Consider the following 19,111-nt stretch of genomic DNA (forward strand, 5'->3'; position numbering starts at 1 on the left):
TCCACCGGAGCTGACAACGGAGGAACCGATATGTCACATGATCCTTTCCAGGAACGCGAAGCCGAAAAATACGCGAATCCTATCCCCAGCCGCGAGTTCATCATTGAACACTTAACAAAACGCGAAAAACCCGCCAATCGTGAAGAACTTGCCGTTGAATTAAACATTGAAGGTGAAGAGCAAATTGAAGCCCTTCGCCGCCGCCTGCGCGCGATGGAGCGCGACGGGCAACTGGTCTTTACCCGCCGTCAGTGCTATGCGCTTCCCGAACGTCTTGACCTGCTGAAAGGCACCGTCATTGGCCACCGTGATGGCTATGGCTTCCTGCGCGTAGAAGGCCGTAAAGACGATCTTTATCTTTCCTCTGAGCAGATGAAGATGTGCATTCACGGTGACCAGATCCTGGCGCAGCCGCTGGGCGCGGACCGTAAAGGCCGCCGCGAAGCGCGCGTGGTGCGTGTCCTGGTCCCTAAAACCAGCCAGATTGTTGGCCGCTACTTTACCGACGCTGGCGTGGGCTTTGTGGTGCCGGACGACAGCCGCCTGAGCTTCGATATCCTGATCCCGCCTGAAGAGGTGATGGGCGCCCGTATGGGCTTTGTGGTGGTGGTTGAACTCACCCAGCGTCCTACCCGACGCACCAAGGCGGTCGGGAAAATCGTCGAAGTGTTAGGCGATAACATGGGCACCGGCATGGCCGTTGATATGGCGCTGCGTACTCATGAAATTCCTTACGTCTGGCCGAAAGCGGTTGAAGAGCAGGTTGTCGGCCTGAAAGAAGAGGTGCCGGAAGAGTCCAAGGTGGGCCGCGTGGATCTGCGCGATCTGCCGCTGGTGACTATTGATGGTGAAGATGCCCGCGACTTCGATGATGCCGTTTATTGCGAGAAAAAACGCGGCGGCGGCTGGCGTCTGTGGGTTGCCATCGCTGACGTAAGCTATTACGTTCGCCCGCATACTCCGCTGGATAACGAAGCGCGCAGCCGTGGAACGTCGGTCTACTTCCCGTCGCAGGTAATTCCGATGCTGCCGGAAGTCTTGTCTAACGGCCTGTGCTCCCTGAACCCGCAGGTTGACCGCCTGTGCATGGTCTGCGAGATGACCATCTCCACCAAAGGGCGCTTAACGGGTTACAAATTCTACGAAGCGGTAATGAGCTCCCATGCGCGCCTGACCTACACCAAGGTCTGGCATATGCTGCAGGGCGATCAGGATCTGCGTGAGCAGTATGCGCCGCTGGTGAAACACATCGAAGAGCTGCATAACCTCTACAAAACGCTGGATCAGGCGCGTGAAGAGCGCGGCGGGATCTCGTTTGAGAGCGAAGAGGCGAAGTTCATCTTTAACGCTGAACGCCGCATAGAACGTATTGAGCAGACCCAGCGTAACGATGCCCATAAGCTGATTGAAGAGTGTATGATTCTGGCAAACATCTCGGCGGCACGTTTCGTTGAGAAAGCCAAAGAACCTGCGCTGTTCCGTATTCACGATAAACCGTCGACCGAAGCCATCACTGCGTTCCGCTCCGTGCTGGCTGAACTGGGTCTGGAACTGCCTGGCGGTAACAAGCCAGAGCCGCGTGATTACGCTGAATTGCTGGAGTCGATTGGCGATCGCCCGGATGCAGAAATGCTGCAGACCATGCTGCTGCGTTCCATGAAGCAGGCGATTTACGATCCGGAAAACCGCGGTCACTTCGGTCTGGCGCTGCAGTCTTACGCCCACTTTACCTCGCCGATCCGTCGTTATCCGGACCTTTCCCTGCACCGCGCGATCAAGTATCTGCTGGCGCAGGAGCAGGGTCATAAAGGTAATACGACCGAAACCGGTGGCTACCATTATTCAATGGAAGAGATGCTGCAACTCGGTCAGCACTGTTCCATGGCCGAACGTCGTGCAGATGAAGCGACGCGCGACGTGGCAGACTGGCTGAAGTGTGACTTTATGCTGGACCAGGTGGGTAACGTCTTTAAAGGCGTGATTGCCAGCGTCACCGGCTTTGGTTTCTTCGTCCGTCTGGATGAACTGTTTATCGACGGTCTGGTGCATGTCTCCAGCCTGGATAACGACTATTACCGTTTCGACCAGGTCGGGCAGCGCCTGATTGGCGAATCTGGCGGCCAGACCTATCGTCTTGGCGATCGCGTGGAAGTGAAGGTCGAAGCCGTTAATATGGACGACCGTAAAATTGACTTTAGCCTGATCTCCAGCGAGCGTGCCCCGCGTAATGTGGGTAAAACGGCGCGTGAAAAGACGAAAAAAGGGGGCAACGGCAACAGCGGTGGCAAACGTCGTCAGGCGGGTAAGAAGGTAAACTTCGAGCCAGACAGCGCGTTCCGTGGTGAGAAGAAACAGAAGCCGAAGGCCGCGAAGAAAGAGGCCCGGAAGGCGAAAAAGCCGTCCACCAAAACGCAGAAAATCGCGGCTGCCACCAGGGCAAAACGCGCAGCGAAGAAACAGCAGGCGGAGTAATTCTCCCCCTCAACCTGACCCTCTCTCCTGCGGAGAGAGGGAAAAGAAAAGACAGAACGAGAACCATCAATGAGTGAAATGATTTACGGCATCCACGCGGTGCAGGCCCTGCTGGAGCGCGCACCGGAGCGTTTTCAGGAAGTGTTTATTCTGAAAGGGCGTGAAGACAAACGTCTGATGCCGCTGATCCACGCCCTGGAAGCACAAGGTGTCGTGATCCAGCTGGCGAACCGCCAGTTCCTGGATGAGAAAAGTGAAGGTGCCGTTCACCAGGGCATTATTGCCCGCGTTAAGCCAGGCCGTCAGTATCAGGAAAACGATCTGCCGGATCTTATCGCCGGGCTGGAAAATCCATTCTTCTTGATCCTTGACGGCGTGACCGACCCGCACAACCTTGGCGCATGTCTGCGAAGCGCAGATGCGGCAGGTGTTCATGCCGTTATCGTGCCGAGGGATCGCTCTGCACAGCTTAACGCGACGGCGAAGAAAGTGGCCTGTGGCGCAGCGGAAAACGTACCGCTGATCCGCGTCACCAACCTGGCGCGCACCATGCGTATGCTGCAGGAAGAGAATATCTGGATCGTCGGTACCGCGGGTGAAGCGGATCATACTCTGTATCAGAGCAAGATGACCGGCCGTCTGGCACTGGTAATGGGTGCCGAAGGCGAAGGTATGCGCCGTCTGACCCGTGAGCATTGCGATGAGCTGATCAGCATTCCAATGGCGGGCAGCGTGTCGTCTCTGAACGTCTCCGTGGCAACAGGTATCTGCCTGTTTGAAGCGGTCCGTCAGCGCGGGGAATAAACAGCAAGGCCGTCCTGAGGACGGCCTTTCGTATTTTCTGTGGGAGAGTCACCAGACGGTGAAAAACTCACTCCTCCAGTGACCGCAAATGGTCATCCTTCCTGAGCGTCATCAGCGCGAAGATACTCACTACCGCCGTCGCCATGACGTAATAAGCCGGAATATCCAGGTTGCCCGTCTCTTTAATCAGCCCGGTAATAATCAGCCCCGCACAGCCCGAGAAAAGGGCGTTCGACAGGGAATAAGCCAGCCCAAGCCCGGTATACCGTACGCGCGTCGGGAACATCTCTGAGAGCATCGCCGGCCCGGGGCCTGCCAGCATCCCCACCAGACCACCCGCAATCAGCACCACCAGCGCTTTGATGACCAGCGTACTGGACTCCGCCTGTAAAACCTTCAGCAGCGGCAGGGCAAGGAGCAGCAGCAACGTGGTGGCGACAATCATCACCGTGCGGCGTCCGATTTTGTCGCTCAGGATCCCGGACGGAATAATCGTCAGCGCAAAACCGATATTCGAAATCACCGCAATCAACAGCGCCTGGTTAAACCCGGTATGCAGCGCCGACTGCAGATAGGTGGGCATAATCACCAGATAGGTATAACCCGCCGCTGACCAGACCATCACCCGGCCAATGCCCATCACAATGGCGTTGAGCGTGGTGACGGTATCAGCCTGAGTGGCAACCGGCTTTTCCTGCTGCTGCACAAAGCTTGGCGTCTCTTCCATACTCACCCGCAGCCACAGCGCCACCACGCCCATCGGTAATGCCAGGAAGAACGGGATGCGCCAGCCCCAGTCATGCAGGGCTTCCGGTGTCAGAAGGGTGGAGAGCAGTGCGACAATGCCAGCGCCTGCTAACAGGCCCAGCGCGACGGTAAATGACTGCCATGCACCGTAGAGGCCCCGCTTGCCGCGTGGGGCAAACTCGGTCATCAGCGAGACGGCGCCACCATACTCACCACCGGCGAACAACCCCTGCAGGATGCGCAGCAGCGTGATAATCAGCGGGGCGGCAATACCGATGCTGGCATAGACCGGCACAATACCGATGGCGGCGGTGGCCAGCGTCATCAGCACCAGTACAATAATCAGCGTCGGTTTTCGGCCTATCCGGTCACCTATTCTGCCAAACACCACCGCGCCCAGCGGGCGGAAGAAGAAGGCGATGGCAAAGGAAGCGTAGGTGAGGATCAGGCTGGTCAGCCCCGCGTCCCCCTCCAGCTGGAAGAAGTTCTTCGCAATTACGGTCGCCAGAAAACCATAGACCGCAAACTCATACCACTCGATAAAGTTACCAATGGAGCCTGCAATTAATGCTCGCTTGTGCGCGTCCGGTTGCATAACGTTCCTCACTGAAAGGGGGTAAGAATAAATTATTCAACAAAAGCGAATGCGCGAAATAGTTTATTCTTATGTTCTGTGAGCTATTTCACGAATGATATCAGCGGGATCGTCATCGTGTGACCTCACTCCCATGCAGCGTGCTCGTGGCCTGTCCATACTTATCTTCATTGCCACTGAAGGAGGGAGACAGCATGCACTGGCAGACCCATACCGTTTTTAATCAACCTGCACCGCTCTCAAACAGCAACCTTTTCCTCTCTGATTGCGCTCTGCGTGACGCGGTTGTTCGCGAAGGCGCCGAGTGGGATATCGAGCTTCTTGCCAGCATCGGCCAGCAGTTAGGAACCGCGGAATCGCTGGAGCTGGGCAGGCTGGCGAACGTTAATCCGCCGGAGTTATTACGCTATGACGCCACCGGGGAGCGACTGGATGATGTTCGCTTTCATCCCGCATGGCACCTCTTAATGCAGGGACTTTGCGCGAACCGTGTCCATAACCTGGCGTGGGAAGAGGAGGCGCGCAAAGGCGCGTTTGTCGCCAGAGCTGCACGTTTTGTCCTGCACGCTCAGGTAGAAGCGGGCACGCTTTGCCCTGTCACCATGACCTTTGCTGCTACACCGCTGCTGCAACAGGCGCTGCCCGAGCCGTTCCGTGACTGGATCACGCCGTTAATGAGCGATCGTTACGATCCTCATCTTGCCCCAGGGGCGCAAAAGCGTGGCCTGCTGATTGGCATGGGGATGACAGAAAAACAGGGCGGCTCGGACGTACTCAGCAATACCACCAAAGCGGAAAAGTGCAATGACGGCAGCTACCGGCTTATCGGGCATAAATGGTTTTTCTCTGTGCCGCAAAGCGATGCGCATCTGGTGCTGGCCCAGGCGAAAGGGGGGCTGTCCTGCTTTTTTGTTCCACGCTTTTTGCCTGACGGGCAACGCAATGCCGTACGTCTGGAGCGGCTGAAAGAGAAGCTCGGCAACCGCTCTAACGCCAGCAGCGAAGCGGAATTCCTGGATGCGTCCGGCTGGCTGCTGGGGGAGGAAGGAGAAGGGGTACGCCAGATCCTCCGAATGGGCGGCCTGACGCGGTTTGACTGCGCGCTGGGCAGCCATGGGCTGATGCGTCGGGCTTTATCCGTGGCGCTTTACCATGCGCATCAACGCCAGACGTTTGGTAAAAACCTTATCGACCAGCCGCTCATGCGCGATGTGCTGAGCCGCATGGCGCTGATACTGGAGGGCCAGACGGCACTGTTGTTCCGTCTGGCCCGGGCGTGGGACAGGCGTGCCGATCCTCAGGAGGCCGCCTGGGCGCGCCTTTTCACCCCCGCGGCGAAATACAGCGTCTGCAAAGCGGGTATCCCGTTTGTGGCGGAAGCCATGGAAGTGCTCGGCGGCACAGGCTACTGCGAGGAGAGTGAGCTTCCCCGTTTGTACCGTGAGATGCCCGTGAACAGCATCTGGGAAGGGTCCGGCAATATTATGTGCCTGGACGTTCTGCGTGTACTGACGAAGCAATCCGGCATCCTCGACCTGCTTGTGGATGATTTTGCCCAGGTAAAAGGGCAGGACAGGCACTTCGATCGCAGCTGGCGTCAGCTTCAGCAAAAACTGCGAAAACCGCAGGAGGCGCAGGGACGGGAGATCACGCAACAGCTTTTCCTGCTGGGGGCCGGAAGTCAGATGCTGCGGCACGCATCGCCACCCGTGGCGCAGGCGTGGTGCCGCATGATGCTTGATACCCGTGGCGGTACGCTGATGAGCGAGCAGGTGCAAAATGACCTGCTGTTGCGTGCCACGGGCAGGGTTGGCTAACTCTTTAGCTGGAACAGGCTCACCAGTTGGGTAAGGTGTGAGCCTTTCTCACGCAGCGTGTGTGCGGTTTGTTCGCTGCGTAAGACGCGGTCGGCGTTGATGTGCGACGCTTCGCCAATGTGGGTCATGGCCAGATTAACCTGGCCTATTCCCGCGGATTGCTCGCGGGACGCATGGTTAATCTCCGTGACCAGCTTGTTGATGTTATCGATGTGCACGATGATGGAATCCATCGCCAGACGCGTTTGTTCAGACAGCGCATGGCCTTCGCTGACTTTTCTGAGCGTATCACCGATGAGCTGTTCAATCTCCTTCACCGCGTTGGCGCTGCGTCCTGCCAGCGCGCGTACTTCCTGCGCCACCACCGCAAAACCTTTTCCGTGCTCGCCTGCGCGGGCTGCTTCAACCGCTGCGTTAAGCGCCAGAATGTTGGTCTGAAAAGCGATGGATTCAATCACGCGCGTGATGTCTTCGATTCGCTTTGATGCTTCGCGAATATCATCCATGGTAGCGACAGCGTGGGTGACCGTCTCACCGCCCTGGTGTACCGCGCGCGACGTTTCGCCTACCAGCTGCTGCGTTTGTTCCATGTTGGCGGCATTTTGCTGCACGGTCGCGGCCAGTTGCTCCATGCTGGCAGACGTCTCTTCTACACTGCTGGCCTGCTTGTTAATCTGTCCGGAGATTTCTTCGCTATCGGATGCCAGCGCGTTGGTGCCCATATGGATCTCCGCTGCGGCCTCGCGCACCTGTAGAACAATTTTCTGCAGTCCCCCTCCAATACCGTTAATGGCATCGATGAGCTGACCGACCTCATCCTGGCGGGTCACGGGCAGGCTGGAGCGCAGATCGCCTGCGGCATACTGTTGGGCCAGGTGGATCACATTGCGCAATGGGCGCGTCAGTATGCGACGTATAATGACCACAAACAGACCCGCGAAGAGCACTGACAGCACCACCCCTGCCAGCAGGAAGCGGTCGCGCATGGCGGTCACGCTTGAGAGCAGTACCGATTTATCCACTTCGCCGACAATGGCCCAGTTCCAGCCTGGCAGCGGCGTATACGCCATGGTCAGCGTGCGACCATCGGCACTGACGCGCTCCAGCGTGCCGGATTTATCACTCAACAGCTGTTGCTGGATAGCGCTATCCCACTCCGGTACTTTTCCCTCCGCGCTGGTGTGGAACAGATACTGCCCGCGCGTTTTGCCATGGCTGCGGTCCAGAACAAAGAAGTGACCGCTCTCGCCCAGTCGACGGTTGAGGATTTTCTCGCGCATGACATCCCAGGAGTGAGTGATGTCCACACCAACAAAGATGATTGCAATGACCTGGCCGTCCGCGTTTTTAACCGGCTGGTATTGGGTGATATAGCGCTTGCCGAACAGCAGCGCCAGACCGCGATAAACCTCGCCCCGGGTGACGGCAGCAAAAGCCGGGCTGGTGGTATCCAGAACGGTGCCCATTGCCCGCTCGCCGTTCTCTTTGCGCAGCGATGTGGCGACGCGCACAAAGTCGTTACCGCTACGCACAAACAGGGTAGAAATTGCCCCTGTCCGGCTCAGAAAATCGTCTGAAAGGGTATTGTTTTCATGCAGTCCGGTTTCCCCTCCTTTCAGGAGCGGAACGTTAATCCCGTTAATCGTCTGGGGTTGAGTGTTATCAACGCTCAGTGGCTGGGGCAAAAAGGTGGTAAACAGCCGGGTATAACTCTCGACCTCTTCACTCAGGCTGGTGTTAAACATCTGCACCATATCGACCATGCCGGTGGACTGATTATGCAGGTCTTCTATCGCGAGGGCTTCAAGCTGCTGGCTGGCTTTTTGGCTGAGCAGAAAAGTGAAAAACAGAAACAGGATGGCGACACTGGCACCGGTAAGCAGCGACAGCTTTGCACCCAGACCTGCACGACGGAAAAAGTTGATCATAAATTGCTCATCATTGAAAAGGTATGGCTTTTCAACGGCACAGCAGAGATAACGTTTACTGTTTTAGTGTAACAAAATGTTATTTAATTGTTTTTAATTGGTTTGCTAAAAGATAAAAAATTTGCAAAAACGAAAAGCCACTAAAAGTAAGTGGCTTTTATCGGAGGGGGGATTACGCGTAGAGAATGGCCTGTACCCGCCAGTGATCGATGTACTGATCTTCCTGCATCTGGATAATGCGATACCATGAAGCACCCTGCTCATCGGCCTTTAATGCAACGACACGTTCAACGTCCTGCGGGCTCCCCGAAATATTATTCACGGAGATCTGGCCAATTTCATTCAGGCCAGTCACACAATCAGCACTGGCAAATTCAGCTGACTGCGCGGTTGTGCTCACAAGACCTGCTGAGAGCAACAGTGTGGTCAAAGCAAGAGTTCGTTTCATCGTCAGCTCCATTTCACATGTCTCCGGTATCCGCCGGGCAATCCATCGCGAATAAACTCACTTCCATTGTTGCGGGCATGGAGTTTATTGTGGACAGGAAAGTGTCTATGGACGCAAAGCAGTGTAAATGTCGTTCAAATGAAGACGATCATTGACGATACAGAATGGCCTGTGAGTACCACTGTCCCGTAATGATGGTTTCGTCGATCATAATGATGACGTAATAATCTGCTTTGGCGGCGACGGCTTGTGCCTTTATTGCTTCTTCCGCGTCATCCGGAGAGCCGCGAACCAGCGCAGAGACGGTACCCATACGCTGTAATCCTTCCGTCTGATTACGACGGATTTCCTGCGGGTGATCGGCGACCGGGGGAGCGGGTTGTGGCGTTCCCTGCAGCGCGCTACAGCCACTGAGCAGTAACATCAGCAATAAAGCAGCAAACCTGCGCATAACCATATCTCGTTTCCTGATAGCCATAGTGTAGTTGTCTGTGAATTTAGTTTTGGGGGAATGTTCCCGAAGTGTTAGCTGGGGCGTAATTTTCGAATGAAAATAGCGTGAAATCGTAACCCAGTTCTCAACATTATGAATCATTCATCATTACAGGGTCGACAATGATTGAAATTGAAATACGCCATCTGGGTGATCGTGAAATATTACACGCAACACCCGCCGGAAAACGTGAGGAACCACTGCCTGTTATAGTGTTTTATCATGGATTTACCTCATCGAAGCTGGTCTACAGCTATTTTGCGGTGGCACTCGCGCAGGCCGGTTTTCGTGTGGTCATGCCGGATGCACCCGATCACGGCGCACGTTTTACCGGCAACGAACAGGCGCGGCTTGGGCAGTTCTGGCACATTTTGCACGGTAGCCTGACCGAGTTTGCCGGGCTGCGCGATGCGCTTTACCAGGCAGGGCTGGTGGCTGATAATCGGCTGGCCGTGGCTGGGGCATCGATGGGCGGGATGGCGGCGCTGGGGATCATGACGCACCATCCAGAAGTGAAGTCAGTGGCTTGTCTGATGGGCTCGGGCTACTTCACCTCACTGGCGAAGACGCTTTTTCCACCTCAGGCACTCACGGAGGTTGAGGCGGCGCTTGCAGAGTGGGAGGTTACCCGGGCGTTACCGCGTCTGGCCGATCGTCCTTTGCTGTTGTGGCATGGTGATGCGGACGATGTGGTCCCACCCGGAGAAACGTTCCGGCTTCAGCAGGCGTTGCAGCACGAGGGGCTGGATGGCAACCTGACCTGCCTGTGGGAAGCGGGCGTTCGCCACCGCATTACGCCAACGGCGCTGGACGCCACGGTGGACTTCTTCCGCCAGCACCTTTAAACGCACAGGACGTTGACACCCTGATCTTTCAGTTTCTGAAGGATCTCAGGGTTAGCACCTTTGCCGGTGATCACCATGTCTATCTGTTCAGCACGGCTGAACAGCATTCCTGCGCGTTCGCCCACTTTACTGCTGTCGACCAGCACAACGAGCTTGCCCACCACGTTAAGCATGTTTTGTTCTGCCATGGCGGTTAACATATCGGTTTTGTAGAGGCCATCTGCGGTCAGGCCTTTGCCACTGGTAAACATCCAGTGTCCGGCATAAAGACTGTTTTCGCTGTCCTGCGGGCTGAGCGTAATGGACTGGCTCTTGTTGTACTGGCCGCCCATGATCACCACGCTCTCATGCTCCTGATCGATAAGATAGTTGGCGAGCGGCAAGTAGTTCGTGATGATTTGTACCGGCTTTCCGCACATCTCCCGACCTAACAGAAACGCCGTGGAGCCGCAGTTGATCACCACGCTCTCACCGGGGCTCACCAGCTGGGATGCCGCTCTGGCAATACGGACTTTTTCATCATGATTTTGCGCCTGATGAATGTTCATCGGCGTCCAGCGTGGACGCTGCTGGCTAATCGCTTCCGCACCGTTGCGGACTTTTTTCAGCTTACCGCTTTCATCCAGCTTATTAATATCCCGCCGCGCTGTTGCCGGGGAAATCCCTAAACGTTCGATCACTTTCTCAACGGTGACAAACCCTGTTTGCGCCAGGAGTTCCAGTAATATTTGATGCCGTTGCGCTTCCGTCATGAGCTATTCCGATAAGAATTGATTTTAAAAGATGATATTTGAAATAGCGTGAAATTACTAAAAGAAATATGAAACCGCCAGACACTCGGGTCTGGCGATGGGCCTTAATAATCAGAGGAATGACTTGAACGGCAGGTCTGGCTCAAGAGTAAAGCAATCATCAAAGCCACGTGGGTAGTGATACTCGAGATTGTCTTTGTCCAGCGGCCAGGTGAACTTGCCTCCTACCTGCCAGATGAACGGCTTAAAGCCATACTTCAGGCGGTCTTTTTTCATTTCCCACAGTACGCGTATCTCCTGCGGGTCGGCCTGGAAGTTTGACCAGATATCGTGGTGGAAAGGGATCACTACTTTGGTGTTCAGCGCTTCCGCCATGCGCAGCATATCGGCGCTGGTCATTTTGTCTGTAATGCCGCGTGGGTTCTCCCCGTATGAGCCGAGCGCCACATCAATCTGATGCTCATTGCCGTGCTTTGCATAGTAGTTTGAGTAGTGAGAGTCACCGCTGTGGTACAGGGAACCGCCGGGCGTTTTAAACAGGTAGTTCACCGCACGTTCGTCCATACCGTCTGGCAGTACGCCTGCGGCTTTCTGATCGGCCGGAAGGGTAATCAGTGCAGTGCGGTCAAAGGCATCCAGCGCGTGGATCTCAACGTCTTTAATTTTGACCACATCGCCCGGTTTCATGACGATGCAGCGCTCTTTCGGTACGCCCCAGCCGATCCATAAATCCACGCAGGTTTGCGGCCCGATGAACGGTACGTCATCGGCACAGTTTTGCATGACCGCTGCCGCCACGTTGACATCAATATGATCGTTATGATCGTGCGTAGAGAGAACGGCATCGATCTGGCGAATGGCGAACGGATCAAGAACAAACGGTGTGGTACGCAGGTTTGGCTGAAGTTTTTCCACGCCCGCCATGCGTTGCATCTGATGGCCTTTTTTCATCAGCGGGTTACCGTGACTCTGTTTGCCGGTGCCGCACCAGAAATCGACGCAAATATTCGCGCCACCTTCTGATTTCAGCCAGATCCCCGTGCACCCCAGCCACCACATTGCAAAGGTACCAGGAGCAACCTGTTCCTGCTCAATCTCTTCATTCAGCCAGCTACCCCATTCCGGGAAAGTGCTCAGAATCCATGATTCACGGGTAATGGTGTTCACTTTACTCATCGTTTTGACTCCTGGTTTAATCAAAAATAATCAATTGGTGATTTGTTGTGATTAATGCTGGCACCATTTCACGCGCATTGCAACGATCAAAATGTGTAATTTTATCTGCCTGACGTCACGGAGGCTCTTCGCACTTCTTGTTATCTTTAACCGTATTAATCATTAATTGCATGAATTATATGGAAATAATTTTATATAGCATGCCGAAGTGAAAATCATTACTAACACCAGGGAAATAATTTGCGTGATGCGTCACAAATAATCAGATTTAATCTTGTGGTGATTATTTGTGATTAATAGAGTGTTGTCACCAACCGCACAGGGATTGCCCCTCGTGTTCTCATTTCTGGAGAGAGTTATGGAGATCCTCTACAACGTCTTTACCGTGTTCTTTAATCAGGTAATGACTAATGCCCCGCTGTTGTTGGGCATCGTGACGTGCCTTGGCTATATCCTGCTGCGCAAAAGCGTCAGCGTTATTATTAAAGGCACCATTAAAACCATCATCGGTTTCATGCTGTTGCAGGCGGGTTCAGGCATTTTGACCGGCACCTTCAAGCCGGTAGTGGCCAAAATGTCGGAAGTCTATGGCATCAACGGCGCCATCTCTGACACCTACGCCTCGATGATGGCCACCATCGATCGCATGGGCGATGCCTACAGCTGGGTAGGGTATGCGGTCCTGCTCGCGCTGGCGCTGAACATCATTTACGTTCTGTTGCGCCGCATTACCGGTATTCGCACCATCATGCTGACTGGCCATATCATGTTCCAGCAGGCAGGGCTGATTGCGGTTTCCTTCTTTATCTTTGGCTACCCAATGTGGACGACCATTATCTGCACCGCGGTGCTGGTCTCGCTCTACTGGGGTATCACCTCCAACATGATGTACAAGCCCACGCAGGACGTCACCGACGGTTGCGGCTTCTCCATCGGCCACCAGCAGCAGTTTGCCTCCTGGATTGCCTATAAAGTCGCGCCGTATCTGGGCAAAAAAGAAGAGAGCGTCGAAGATCTTAAACTGCCGGGCTGGCTGAATATTTTCCACGACAATATCGTTTCTACGGCGATTGTGATGACCCTCTTCTTCGGTGCCATTCTGCTCTCCTTTGGCATTGACGTCGTACAGGCGATGGCGGGTAAAACCCACTGGACTGTCTATATCCTGCAAACAGGTTTCTCTTTCGCGGTGGCGATTTTCATTATCACCCAGGGCGTGCGTATGTTCGTTGCCGAGCTGTCCGAAGCCTTCAACGGTATCTCTCAGCGTCTGATTCCCGGTGCGGTACTGGCGATTGACTGCGCGGCTATCTACAGCTTCGCGCCAAACGCGGTGGTCTGGGGCTTCATGTGGGGCACCATCGGCCAGCTGATTGCGGTGGGTATCCTGGTGGGCTGCGGCTCTTCCATTCTGATCATTCCTGGCTTTATCCCGATGTTCTTCTCCAACGCCACCATCGGCGTCTTTGCGAACCACTTTGGTGGCTGGCGCGCGGCGCTCAAGATCTGCCTGGTGATGGGGATGGTGGAAATCTTCGGGTGTGTGTGGGCGGTCAAGCTCACCGGTATGAGCGCCTGGATGGGCATGGCCGACTGGTCAATTCTGGCACCACCGATGATGCAGGGCTTCGCCTCCGTTGGCCTGATCTTTATGGCTGTCATCATCCTCATTGCTCTGGCTTATATGTTCTTCGCTGGTCGCACTCTGCGGGCTGAAGAAGATGCAGAAAAACAAACAGCAGAAGTTTCTGCTCATTAAGGAGTTTCGATTATGACCGTACGTATCCTGGCTGTGTGTGGCAATGGGCAAGGGAGTTCCATGATCATGAAGATGAAAGTGGACCAGTTTTTAACCCAGTCAAACATCGACCACACGGTGAACAGCTGCGCAGTGGGCGAATACAAAAGTGAACTGAACGGCGCGGACATCATCATCGCCTCTACCCACATCGCCGGTGAGATCACCGTGACAGGCAACAAATATGTGGTAGGCGTGCGCAACATGCTGTCGCCAGCCGACTTTGGGCCAAAGCTGCTGGAAGTGATCAACGCGCATTTCCCACAAGATGTGAAGTAAGGACGCAACATGAAACTACGTGATTCGCTGGCAGAGAACAGCTCCATCCTTTTACAGGCCGACGCCAGCACCTGGCAGGAGGCGGTGAAACTTAGCGTAGATCTGCTGGTAAAAGCCGATGTTGTCGAGCCGCGTTATTACCAGGCCATTCTGGATGGCGTTGCAGAGCACGGCCCTTACTTCGTGATTGCACCAGGGCTGGCGATGCCGCATGGCCGCCCGGAAGAGGGTGTTAAAAAAACCGGCTTTGCGCTGGTTACGCTGAAAACACCACTGGCTTTCAACCACGAAGATAACGACCCGGTCGACATCCTCATCACCATGGCGGCTGTTGATGCCAACACCCACCAGGAGGTGGGCATTATGCAGATCGTGAATCTGTTTGATGATGAGGCCAACTTCGACCGTTTACGCGCCTGCCGCACCGAGCAGGATGTGCTGGATTTAATTGATAACGCCACTGCGGCGGCAGTTTAAGAGGGAATTGAAAATGTCATTACCAATGTTGCAGGTCGCGCTGGATAACCAGACGCTGTCTCACGCTTACGAAACCACCCGCCTGATTGCGGAAGAAGTGGACATCATTGAAGTCGGTACCATTCTATGCGTGGGCGAAGGCGTTCGCGCCGTCCGCGACCTGAAGGCGCTGTATCCGCATAAAATCGTGCTGGCGGATGCCAAGATTGCCGATGCGGGCAAAATTCTTTCCCGTATGTGTTTTGAAGCCAATGCCGACTGGGTCACCGTTATTTGCTGTGCGGATATCAACACGGCTAAAGGTGCGCTGGATGTGGCAAAAGAGTTCAACGGTGATGTGCAGATTGAGCTGACCGGGTTCTGGACCTGGGAGCAGGCGCAGGAGTGGCGTGACGCGGGCATTCAACAGGTGGTTTATCACCGCAGCCGTGATGCGCAGGCCGCTGGGGTAGCGTGGGGGGAAGCGGATATCAGCGCGATTAAGCATCTGGCCGATATGGGCTTCAAAGTGACCGTGACCGGAGGCCTGGCGCTGGAAGATCTGCCGCTGTTCAAAGGTATCCCAATTCATGTCTTTATCGCAGGCCGTAGCATCCGTGATGCCGCCTCTCCGGTAGAAGCCGCGCGTCAGTTCAAACGCTCAATCGCTCAGCTTTGGGGCTAAGGAGCGGGTATGTTGTCTAAACAAGTCCCGCTCGGCATCTATGAAAAGGCACTCCCTGCGGGGGAGTGCTGGCTGGAGCGGCTGCAACTGGCGAAACAACTCGGTTTCGATTTTGTCGAAATGTCAGTGGATGAGACGGACGAACGCCTGTCTCGCCTGGACTGGAGCCGCGAACAGCGTCTGGCACTGGTTAGCGCCATCGCTGAAACGGGGGTACGTGTGCCTTCCCTGTGCCTCAGCGCCCACCGTCGTTTTCCGCTTGGCAGTGAAGATGATGCTGTGCGTGCTCAGGGGCTGGAGATCATGCGTAAAGCCATTCGCTTTGCCCAGGATGTCGGCATCCGTGTGATCCAGCTGGCGGGGTATGACGTTTACTATCAGGACGCCAACAATGAAACGCGCCGTCGTTTTCGTGACGGCCTGAAAGAGAGCGTCGACATGGCCAGCCGTGCTCAGGTGACGCTGGCGATGGAGATCATGGATTATCCGTTAATGAACTCCATCAGCAAGGCGCTGGGTTACGCGCACTACCTGAATAATCCATGGTTCCAGCTCTACCCTGATATCGGCAATCTGTCAGCCTGGGATAACGACGTGCAGATGGAACTGCAGGCGGGTATTGGTCATATCGTGGCGGTTCATGTCAAAGATACCCGGCCTGGTGTATTCAAAAATGTTCCGTTCGGCACCGGGGTGGTGGATTTCGAACGGTGCTTCCAGACGCTCAAACAGACAGGTTACTGCGGGCCTTACCTGATTGAGATGTGGAGTGAAACGTCGGACGACCCGGCAGCCGAAGTGGCGAAGGCGCGGGACTGGGTCCGTGAACGTATGGCGCGGGCTGGGTTGCTGGAGGCTGAGCATGCATAAGCTTAAGCAGCAGGTCTTTGAGGCCAATATGGATCTACCTCGCTACGGTCTGGTGACGTTTACCTGGGGTAACGTCAGCGCCATCGACCGTGAGCAGGGGCGGGTCGTGATTAAGCCCAGCGGTGTGCCCTATGAATCCATGACCGCCGACGACATGGTGGTTGTGGATCTTCATGGCAACGTGGTTGACGGAAAGTGGCGTCCTTCTTCTGATACCGCCACCCATCTGGCACTGTATCAGCGTTATCCCTCCCTGGGCGGCGTTGTACATACACACTCGACCCATGCCACGGCCTGGGCGCAGGCAGGGTTGCCCATTCCGGCTCTTGGCACCACGCATGCAGACTACTTCTTTGGCGATATTCCCTGCACGCGGGCATTAACGCAGGCCGAAGTGGAAGGGGAGTATGAACTCAACACCGGTCGCGTCATTATCGACACGCTGGCTGAGCGTGAGCCGCTGCATACGCCGGGTATTGTGGTGTATCAGCACGGTCCATTCTCGTGGGGAAAAGACGCTCACGATGCCGTGCATAACGCGGTGGTGATGGAGGAAGTGGCGCGAATGGCATGGATCGCCCGCGGCATCAATCCGCAGCTTCAGGGCATTGATGATTACCTTATGAATAAACATTTCATGCGTAAACATGGACCCAACGCCTATTACGGGCAGAAGTGAATAAGTGCTCTGGAATACCGAAAAACAGTTGTAACCGGTGGTATTTCAGAGCCATTAGTAAAAAAAAGCCCCCGGGCAGGGGGCAAGTTAAACTATGGCTATGTTCTCTTTGTTGGCTTTCCTGGTGCTAGCGTTAAAGCGTTATCGGTAGATATCTGTACTGGCGTGCATATTGCCGTTGCTGCCGGGCTCACGCATCAGTATGACGTGATAATATTGTGCACCCTGAGCATCGGTCTCTTGATTGAGTGCCTGATTTGCTTCACTTTCAGTGGCGAAATTATGATTGATGTAGATTACGCCTAAGCTCTGCACATCATCCATGTTTTGGGCCTGCCGGCCGTCTATCTTGATGGCTGCCATCGCGTTTGCACTGAGCAAAAGTGCAGCCATTACGGCAAATGCGATTTTTTTCATGATATGCGCTCCACGACTGCGTGCTGTGAAAGGGGGGGGTGCTCTCCTTTTATAAATAAGGTCTCTGATTAAAGTGTAATCACTTATCCGGCGGGGATGCGTGACCATTTCTGATGCTGTTGTTCAAAAAAACAACGCTTCCTGATGTGGTTAATTTTAAATCACCCACTTAGACCAGCTTTACGCTTTGTGCGAATTATTTGTGCAATCAGCTTGAGTTTCCAGGGGCGCGCAAGTATTATGACGCGTCAATTTTTCAGCCGACCTTTAACACGTTCCTTGCCTCCCCGGGCCTCGGCTGACCCAGACAGGAGGCTGAATAATCCGTAAGGAGCAATTCGATGCGTCATTACGAAATCGTTTTTATGGTCCATCCTGACCAGAGCGAACAGGTTCCGGGCATGATCGAGCGCTACTCTGCTGCCATCACTGGTGCAGAAGGTACGATCCACCGTCTGGAAGACTGGGGCCGCCGTCAGCTGGCTTACCCGATTAACAAACTGCACAAAGCACACTACGTTCTGATGAACGTTGAAGCGCCGCAGGAAGTGATCGATGAGCTGGAAACTACCTTCCGCTTCAACGATGCCGTTATCCGCAGCATGGTTATGCGTACCAAAAACGCAGTGACCGAAGCATCTCCGATGGTTAAAGCGAAAGACGAGCGCCGTGAGCGTCGCGATGATTTCGCAAACGAAACCGCAGATGATTCTGATGCTGGGGATTCTGAAGAGTAATTTCTGATGACCAACCGTCTGGTGTTGTCCGGTACCGTGTGCAGGACCCCCCTTCGTAAGGTCAGTCCATCAGGAATTCCGCATTGCCAGTTCGTGCTTGAGCATCGTTCTGTGCAAGAGGAAGCCGGCTTTCACCGGCAGGCGTGGTGCCAAATGCCCGTTATTATTAGCGGACACGAAAACCAGGCCATTACTCACAGTATAACGGTCGGTAGCGCAGTAATCGTTCAGGGGTTCATTTCTTGCCACAAGGCAAAGAACGGCCTGAGCAAAATGGTTCTGCATGCCGAGCAGATTGATTTGATAGATTCTGGAGACTAGCCATATGGCACGTTATTTCCGTCGTCGCAAGTTCTGCCGTTTCACCGCGGAAGGCGTTCAAGAGATCGACTATAAAGATATCGCAACGCTGAAAAACTACATCACCGAAAGCGGTAAGATTGTCCCAAGCCGTATCACCGGTACTCGTGCAAAATACCAGCGTCAGCTGGCTCGCGCTATCAAACGCGCTCGCTACCTGTCCCTGCTGCCGTACACTGATCGTCATCAGTAATCGGGCACGGTCCATTAATACGACTTTAAGAGGATAAGGTAATGCAAGTTATTCTGCTTGATAAAGTAGCAAACCTGGGCAGCCTGGGTGATCAGGTAAACGTTAAAGCGGGCTACGCTCGTAACTTCCTGGTTCCACAGGGTAAAGCTGTTCCAGCTACCAAGAAAAACGTAGAGTTTTTCGAAGCACGTCGCGCTGAACTGGAAGCCAAACTGGCTGACGTTCTGGCGGCTGCTAATGCTCGCGCTGAGTCAATCAACGCACTGGGCACTGTTACCATCGTTTCCAAAGCTGGCGACGAAGGTAAACTGTTCGGTTCCATCGGTACCCGCGATATCGCTGATGCAGTAACTGCAGCTGGCGTTAAAGTGGCTAAGAGCGAAGTTCGTCTGCCGAACGGTGTTCTGCGTACCACTGGTGAGCACGAAGTGGACTTCCAGGTTCACAGCGAAGTGTTCGCTAAACTGGTTGTTAACGTTGTAGCTGAGTAATTTTACTCTGCTCACGTCGAAGCGCCGGCCTTGTGCCGGCGTTTTGCTTTTTTAAGGGACCAGACTCGC

General features: G+C 54.6%; 21 protein-coding genes. 14 read left to right on the top strand and 7 right to left on the bottom strand.

The window, feature by feature from the left end:
* Window positions 1-30: 30 nt before the first annotated feature.
* Complete coding sequence (rnr, locus tag L462_RS02740; RefSeq protein ID WP_032679418.1) at window positions 31-2,472, top strand: ribonuclease R; 2,442 nt, start codon at window positions 31-33, stop codon at window positions 2,470-2,472.
* 69 nt (window positions 2,473-2,541) lie between these two features.
* Window positions 2,542-3,276 carry a 23S rRNA (guanosine(2251)-2'-O)-methyltransferase RlmB gene (gene rlmB / locus L462_RS02735; RefSeq protein ID WP_014168319.1) on the top strand — a complete coding sequence of 245 codons (735 nt, stop codon included), beginning with the start codon at window positions 2,542-2,544 and terminating at the stop codon, window positions 3,274-3,276.
* A 67-nt stretch (window positions 3,277-3,343) separates the two neighbouring features.
* On the opposite strand, the gene L462_RS02730 is transcribed toward rlmB, so the two are convergent.
* Window positions 3,344-4,618 (bottom strand): MFS transporter, encoded by a 1,275-nt coding sequence (locus L462_RS02730; RefSeq protein WP_032679419.1) that lies wholly within the window; start codon window positions 4,616-4,618, stop codon window positions 3,344-3,346.
* A gap of 194 nt (window positions 4,619-4,812) precedes the next feature.
* Between L462_RS02730 and L462_RS02725 the strand changes: the two genes are divergently transcribed.
* On the top strand, window positions 4,813-6,435 hold the full coding sequence (locus L462_RS02725; protein WP_032679420.1) for an isovaleryl-CoA dehydrogenase: 1,623 nt from the start codon (window positions 4,813-4,815) through the stop codon (window positions 6,433-6,435).
* On the opposite strand, the gene L462_RS02720 is transcribed toward L462_RS02725, so the two are convergent.
* The 3 genes from L462_RS02720 to bsmA form a co-directional block, all read right to left on the bottom strand.
* Window positions 6,432-8,363 (bottom strand): methyl-accepting chemotaxis protein, encoded by a 1,932-nt coding sequence (locus L462_RS02720; RefSeq protein ID WP_032679421.1) that lies wholly within the window; start codon window positions 8,361-8,363, stop codon window positions 6,432-6,434. The two genes, L462_RS02725 and L462_RS02720, sit on opposite strands and share 4 nt — an antisense overlap.
* Window positions 8,364-8,535: 172 nt before the next feature.
* On the bottom strand, window positions 8,536-8,811 hold the full coding sequence (yjfN, locus tag L462_RS02715) for a DUF1471 family protease activator YjfN (protein WP_025206250.1): 276 nt from the start codon (window positions 8,809-8,811) through the stop codon (window positions 8,536-8,538).
* 148 nt (window positions 8,812-8,959) lie between these two features.
* On the bottom strand, window positions 8,960-9,289 hold the full coding sequence (gene bsmA, locus L462_RS02710) for a biofilm peroxide resistance protein BsmA (protein WP_025206249.1): 330 nt from the start codon (window positions 9,287-9,289) through the stop codon (window positions 8,960-8,962).
* A gap of 137 nt (window positions 9,290-9,426) precedes the next feature.
* Between bsmA and yjfP the strand changes: the two genes are divergently transcribed.
* Window positions 9,427-10,149, top strand: a complete 723-nt coding sequence (yjfP, locus tag L462_RS02705) for an esterase (RefSeq protein ID WP_025206248.1) — start codon at window positions 9,427-9,429, stop codon at window positions 10,147-10,149.
* On the opposite strand, the gene ulaR is transcribed toward yjfP, so the two are convergent.
* Window positions 10,146-10,901 carry an HTH-type transcriptional regulator UlaR gene (ulaR, locus tag L462_RS02700; protein ID WP_032679422.1) on the bottom strand — a complete coding sequence of 252 codons (756 nt, stop codon included), beginning with the start codon at window positions 10,899-10,901 and terminating at the stop codon, window positions 10,146-10,148. The genes yjfP and ulaR overlap by 4 nt on opposite strands.
* 111 nt (window positions 10,902-11,012) lie before the next feature.
* Complete coding sequence (ulaG, locus tag L462_RS02695) at window positions 11,013-12,077, bottom strand: L-ascorbate 6-phosphate lactonase (RefSeq protein ID WP_020882936.1); 1,065 nt, start codon at window positions 12,075-12,077, stop codon at window positions 11,013-11,015.
* Between the two features lie 358 nt (window positions 12,078-12,435).
* Between ulaG and ulaA the strand changes: the two genes are divergently transcribed.
* From ulaA to L462_RS02665, 6 genes are read left to right on the top strand one after another with little or no spacing between them, the layout of a single operon-like run.
* Window positions 12,436-13,836 (top strand): PTS ascorbate transporter subunit IIC, encoded by a 1,401-nt coding sequence (gene ulaA, locus L462_RS02690; protein WP_020882935.1) that lies wholly within the window; start codon window positions 12,436-12,438, stop codon window positions 13,834-13,836.
* A 12-nt stretch (window positions 13,837-13,848) separates the two neighbouring features.
* Window positions 13,849-14,154: a PTS ascorbate transporter subunit IIB gene (ulaB, locus tag L462_RS02685; protein WP_014168329.1), complete on the top strand. Its 306-nt coding sequence runs from the start codon at window positions 13,849-13,851 to the stop codon at window positions 14,152-14,154.
* A gap of 9 nt (window positions 14,155-14,163) precedes the next feature.
* Complete coding sequence (gene ulaC, locus L462_RS02680; RefSeq protein ID WP_014168330.1) at window positions 14,164-14,631, top strand: PTS ascorbate transporter subunit IIA; 468 nt, start codon at window positions 14,164-14,166, stop codon at window positions 14,629-14,631.
* A gap of 13 nt (window positions 14,632-14,644) precedes the next feature.
* Window positions 14,645-15,295 carry a 3-keto-L-gulonate-6-phosphate decarboxylase UlaD gene (ulaD, locus tag L462_RS02675; protein WP_032679423.1) on the top strand — a complete coding sequence of 217 codons (651 nt, stop codon included), beginning with the start codon at window positions 14,645-14,647 and terminating at the stop codon, window positions 15,293-15,295.
* 9 nt (window positions 15,296-15,304) lie between these two features.
* Complete coding sequence (locus L462_RS02670) at window positions 15,305-16,165, top strand: L-ribulose-5-phosphate 3-epimerase (protein WP_025206246.1); 861 nt, start codon at window positions 15,305-15,307, stop codon at window positions 16,163-16,165.
* On the top strand, window positions 16,158-16,844 hold the full coding sequence (locus L462_RS02665; RefSeq protein WP_032679424.1) for an L-ribulose-5-phosphate 4-epimerase: 687 nt from the start codon (window positions 16,158-16,160) through the stop codon (window positions 16,842-16,844). Before L462_RS02670 ends, L462_RS02665 begins: the two co-directional genes overlap by 8 nt.
* 141 nt (window positions 16,845-16,985) lie before the next feature.
* Here L462_RS02665 and yjfY read toward each other — a convergent pair whose 3' ends face one another.
* A complete protein-coding gene (gene yjfY / locus L462_RS02660; protein ID WP_032679425.1) occupies window positions 16,986-17,261 on the bottom strand; it encodes a DUF1471 family protein YjfY in 276 nt (91 codons plus the stop codon).
* A 341-nt stretch (window positions 17,262-17,602) separates the two neighbouring features.
* Here yjfY and rpsF point away from each other — a divergent pair, with 341 nt between their 5' ends.
* The 4 genes from rpsF to rplI are packed head-to-tail and all read left to right on the top strand — an operon-like array spanning window position 17,603 to window position 19,042.
* Complete coding sequence (gene rpsF, locus L462_RS02655) at window positions 17,603-17,998, top strand: 30S ribosomal protein S6 (RefSeq protein WP_014068637.1); 396 nt, start codon at window positions 17,603-17,605, stop codon at window positions 17,996-17,998.
* A gap of 6 nt (window positions 17,999-18,004) precedes the next feature.
* Complete coding sequence (gene priB, locus L462_RS02650) at window positions 18,005-18,319, top strand: primosomal replication protein N (protein ID WP_014068638.1); 315 nt, start codon at window positions 18,005-18,007, stop codon at window positions 18,317-18,319.
* Window positions 18,320-18,323: 4 nt separating this feature from the next.
* Entirely contained in the window at window positions 18,324-18,551 is a 228-nt protein-coding gene (rpsR, locus tag L462_RS02645) for a 30S ribosomal protein S18 (RefSeq protein WP_000135199.1), read from the top strand.
* Between the two features lie 41 nt (window positions 18,552-18,592).
* Window positions 18,593-19,042 carry a 50S ribosomal protein L9 gene (rplI, locus tag L462_RS02640; RefSeq protein ID WP_014168334.1) on the top strand — a complete coding sequence of 150 codons (450 nt, stop codon included), beginning with the start codon at window positions 18,593-18,595 and terminating at the stop codon, window positions 19,040-19,042.
* Window positions 19,043-19,111 lie beyond the last annotated feature (69 nt).

It is taken from the genome of Enterobacter sp. BIDMC 26, assembly GCF_000534435.1.
In the GTDB taxonomy this organism is placed as follows: domain Bacteria; phylum Pseudomonadota; class Gammaproteobacteria; order Enterobacterales; family Enterobacteriaceae; genus Enterobacter; species Enterobacter ludwigii.

Bases quoted from the DNA above. Each gene is read 5' to 3' on its own strand.
- ulaB (WP_014168329.1), top strand. From the start codon at position 13,849: ATGACCGTACGTATCCTGGCTGTGTGTGGCAATGGGCAAGGGAGTTCC.
- priB (WP_014068638.1), top strand. From the start codon at position 18,005: ATGACCAACCGTCTGGTGTTGTCCGGTACCGTGTGCAGGACCCCCCTT.
- L462_RS02720 (WP_032679421.1), bottom strand. From the start codon at position 8,363: ATGATCAACTTTTTCCGTCGTGCAGGTCTGGGTGCAAAGCTGTCGCTG.
- rpsF (WP_014068637.1), top strand. From the start codon at position 17,603: ATGCGTCATTACGAAATCGTTTTTATGGTCCATCCTGACCAGAGCGAA.
- ulaC (WP_014168330.1), top strand. From the start codon at position 14,164: ATGAAACTACGTGATTCGCTGGCAGAGAACAGCTCCATCCTTTTACAG.
- yjfN (WP_025206250.1), bottom strand. From the start codon at position 8,811: ATGAAACGAACTCTTGCTTTGACCACACTGTTGCTCTCAGCAGGTCTT.
- ulaD (WP_032679423.1), top strand. From the start codon at position 14,645: ATGTCATTACCAATGTTGCAGGTCGCGCTGGATAACCAGACGCTGTCT.
- L462_RS02725 (WP_032679420.1), top strand. From the start codon at position 4,813: ATGCACTGGCAGACCCATACCGTTTTTAATCAACCTGCACCGCTCTCA.
- ulaR (WP_032679422.1), bottom strand. From the start codon at position 10,901: ATGACGGAAGCGCAACGGCATCAAATATTACTGGAACTCCTGGCGCAA.
- rnr (WP_032679418.1), top strand. From the start codon at position 31: ATGTCACATGATCCTTTCCAGGAACGCGAAGCCGAAAAATACGCGAAT.
- L462_RS02665 (WP_032679424.1), top strand. From the start codon at position 16,158: ATGCATAAGCTTAAGCAGCAGGTCTTTGAGGCCAATATGGATCTACCT.
- L462_RS02730 (WP_032679419.1), bottom strand. From the start codon at position 4,618: ATGCAACCGGACGCGCACAAGCGAGCATTAATTGCAGGCTCCATTGGT.
- yjfY (WP_032679425.1), bottom strand. From the start codon at position 17,261: ATGAAAAAAATCGCATTTGCCGTAATGGCTGCACTTTTGCTCAGTGCA.
- ulaA (WP_020882935.1), top strand. From the start codon at position 12,436: ATGGAGATCCTCTACAACGTCTTTACCGTGTTCTTTAATCAGGTAATG.
- bsmA (WP_025206249.1), bottom strand. From the start codon at position 9,289: ATGGCTATCAGGAAACGAGATATGGTTATGCGCAGGTTTGCTGCTTTA.
- yjfP (WP_025206248.1), top strand. From the start codon at position 9,427: ATGATTGAAATTGAAATACGCCATCTGGGTGATCGTGAAATATTACAC.
- L462_RS02670 (WP_025206246.1), top strand. From the start codon at position 15,305: ATGTTGTCTAAACAAGTCCCGCTCGGCATCTATGAAAAGGCACTCCCT.
- rpsR (WP_000135199.1), top strand. From the start codon at position 18,324: ATGGCACGTTATTTCCGTCGTCGCAAGTTCTGCCGTTTCACCGCGGAA.
- rplI (WP_014168334.1), top strand. From the start codon at position 18,593: ATGCAAGTTATTCTGCTTGATAAAGTAGCAAACCTGGGCAGCCTGGGT.
- rlmB (WP_014168319.1), top strand. From the start codon at position 2,542: ATGAGTGAAATGATTTACGGCATCCACGCGGTGCAGGCCCTGCTGGAG.
- ulaG (WP_020882936.1), bottom strand. From the start codon at position 12,077: ATGAGTAAAGTGAACACCATTACCCGTGAATCATGGATTCTGAGCACT.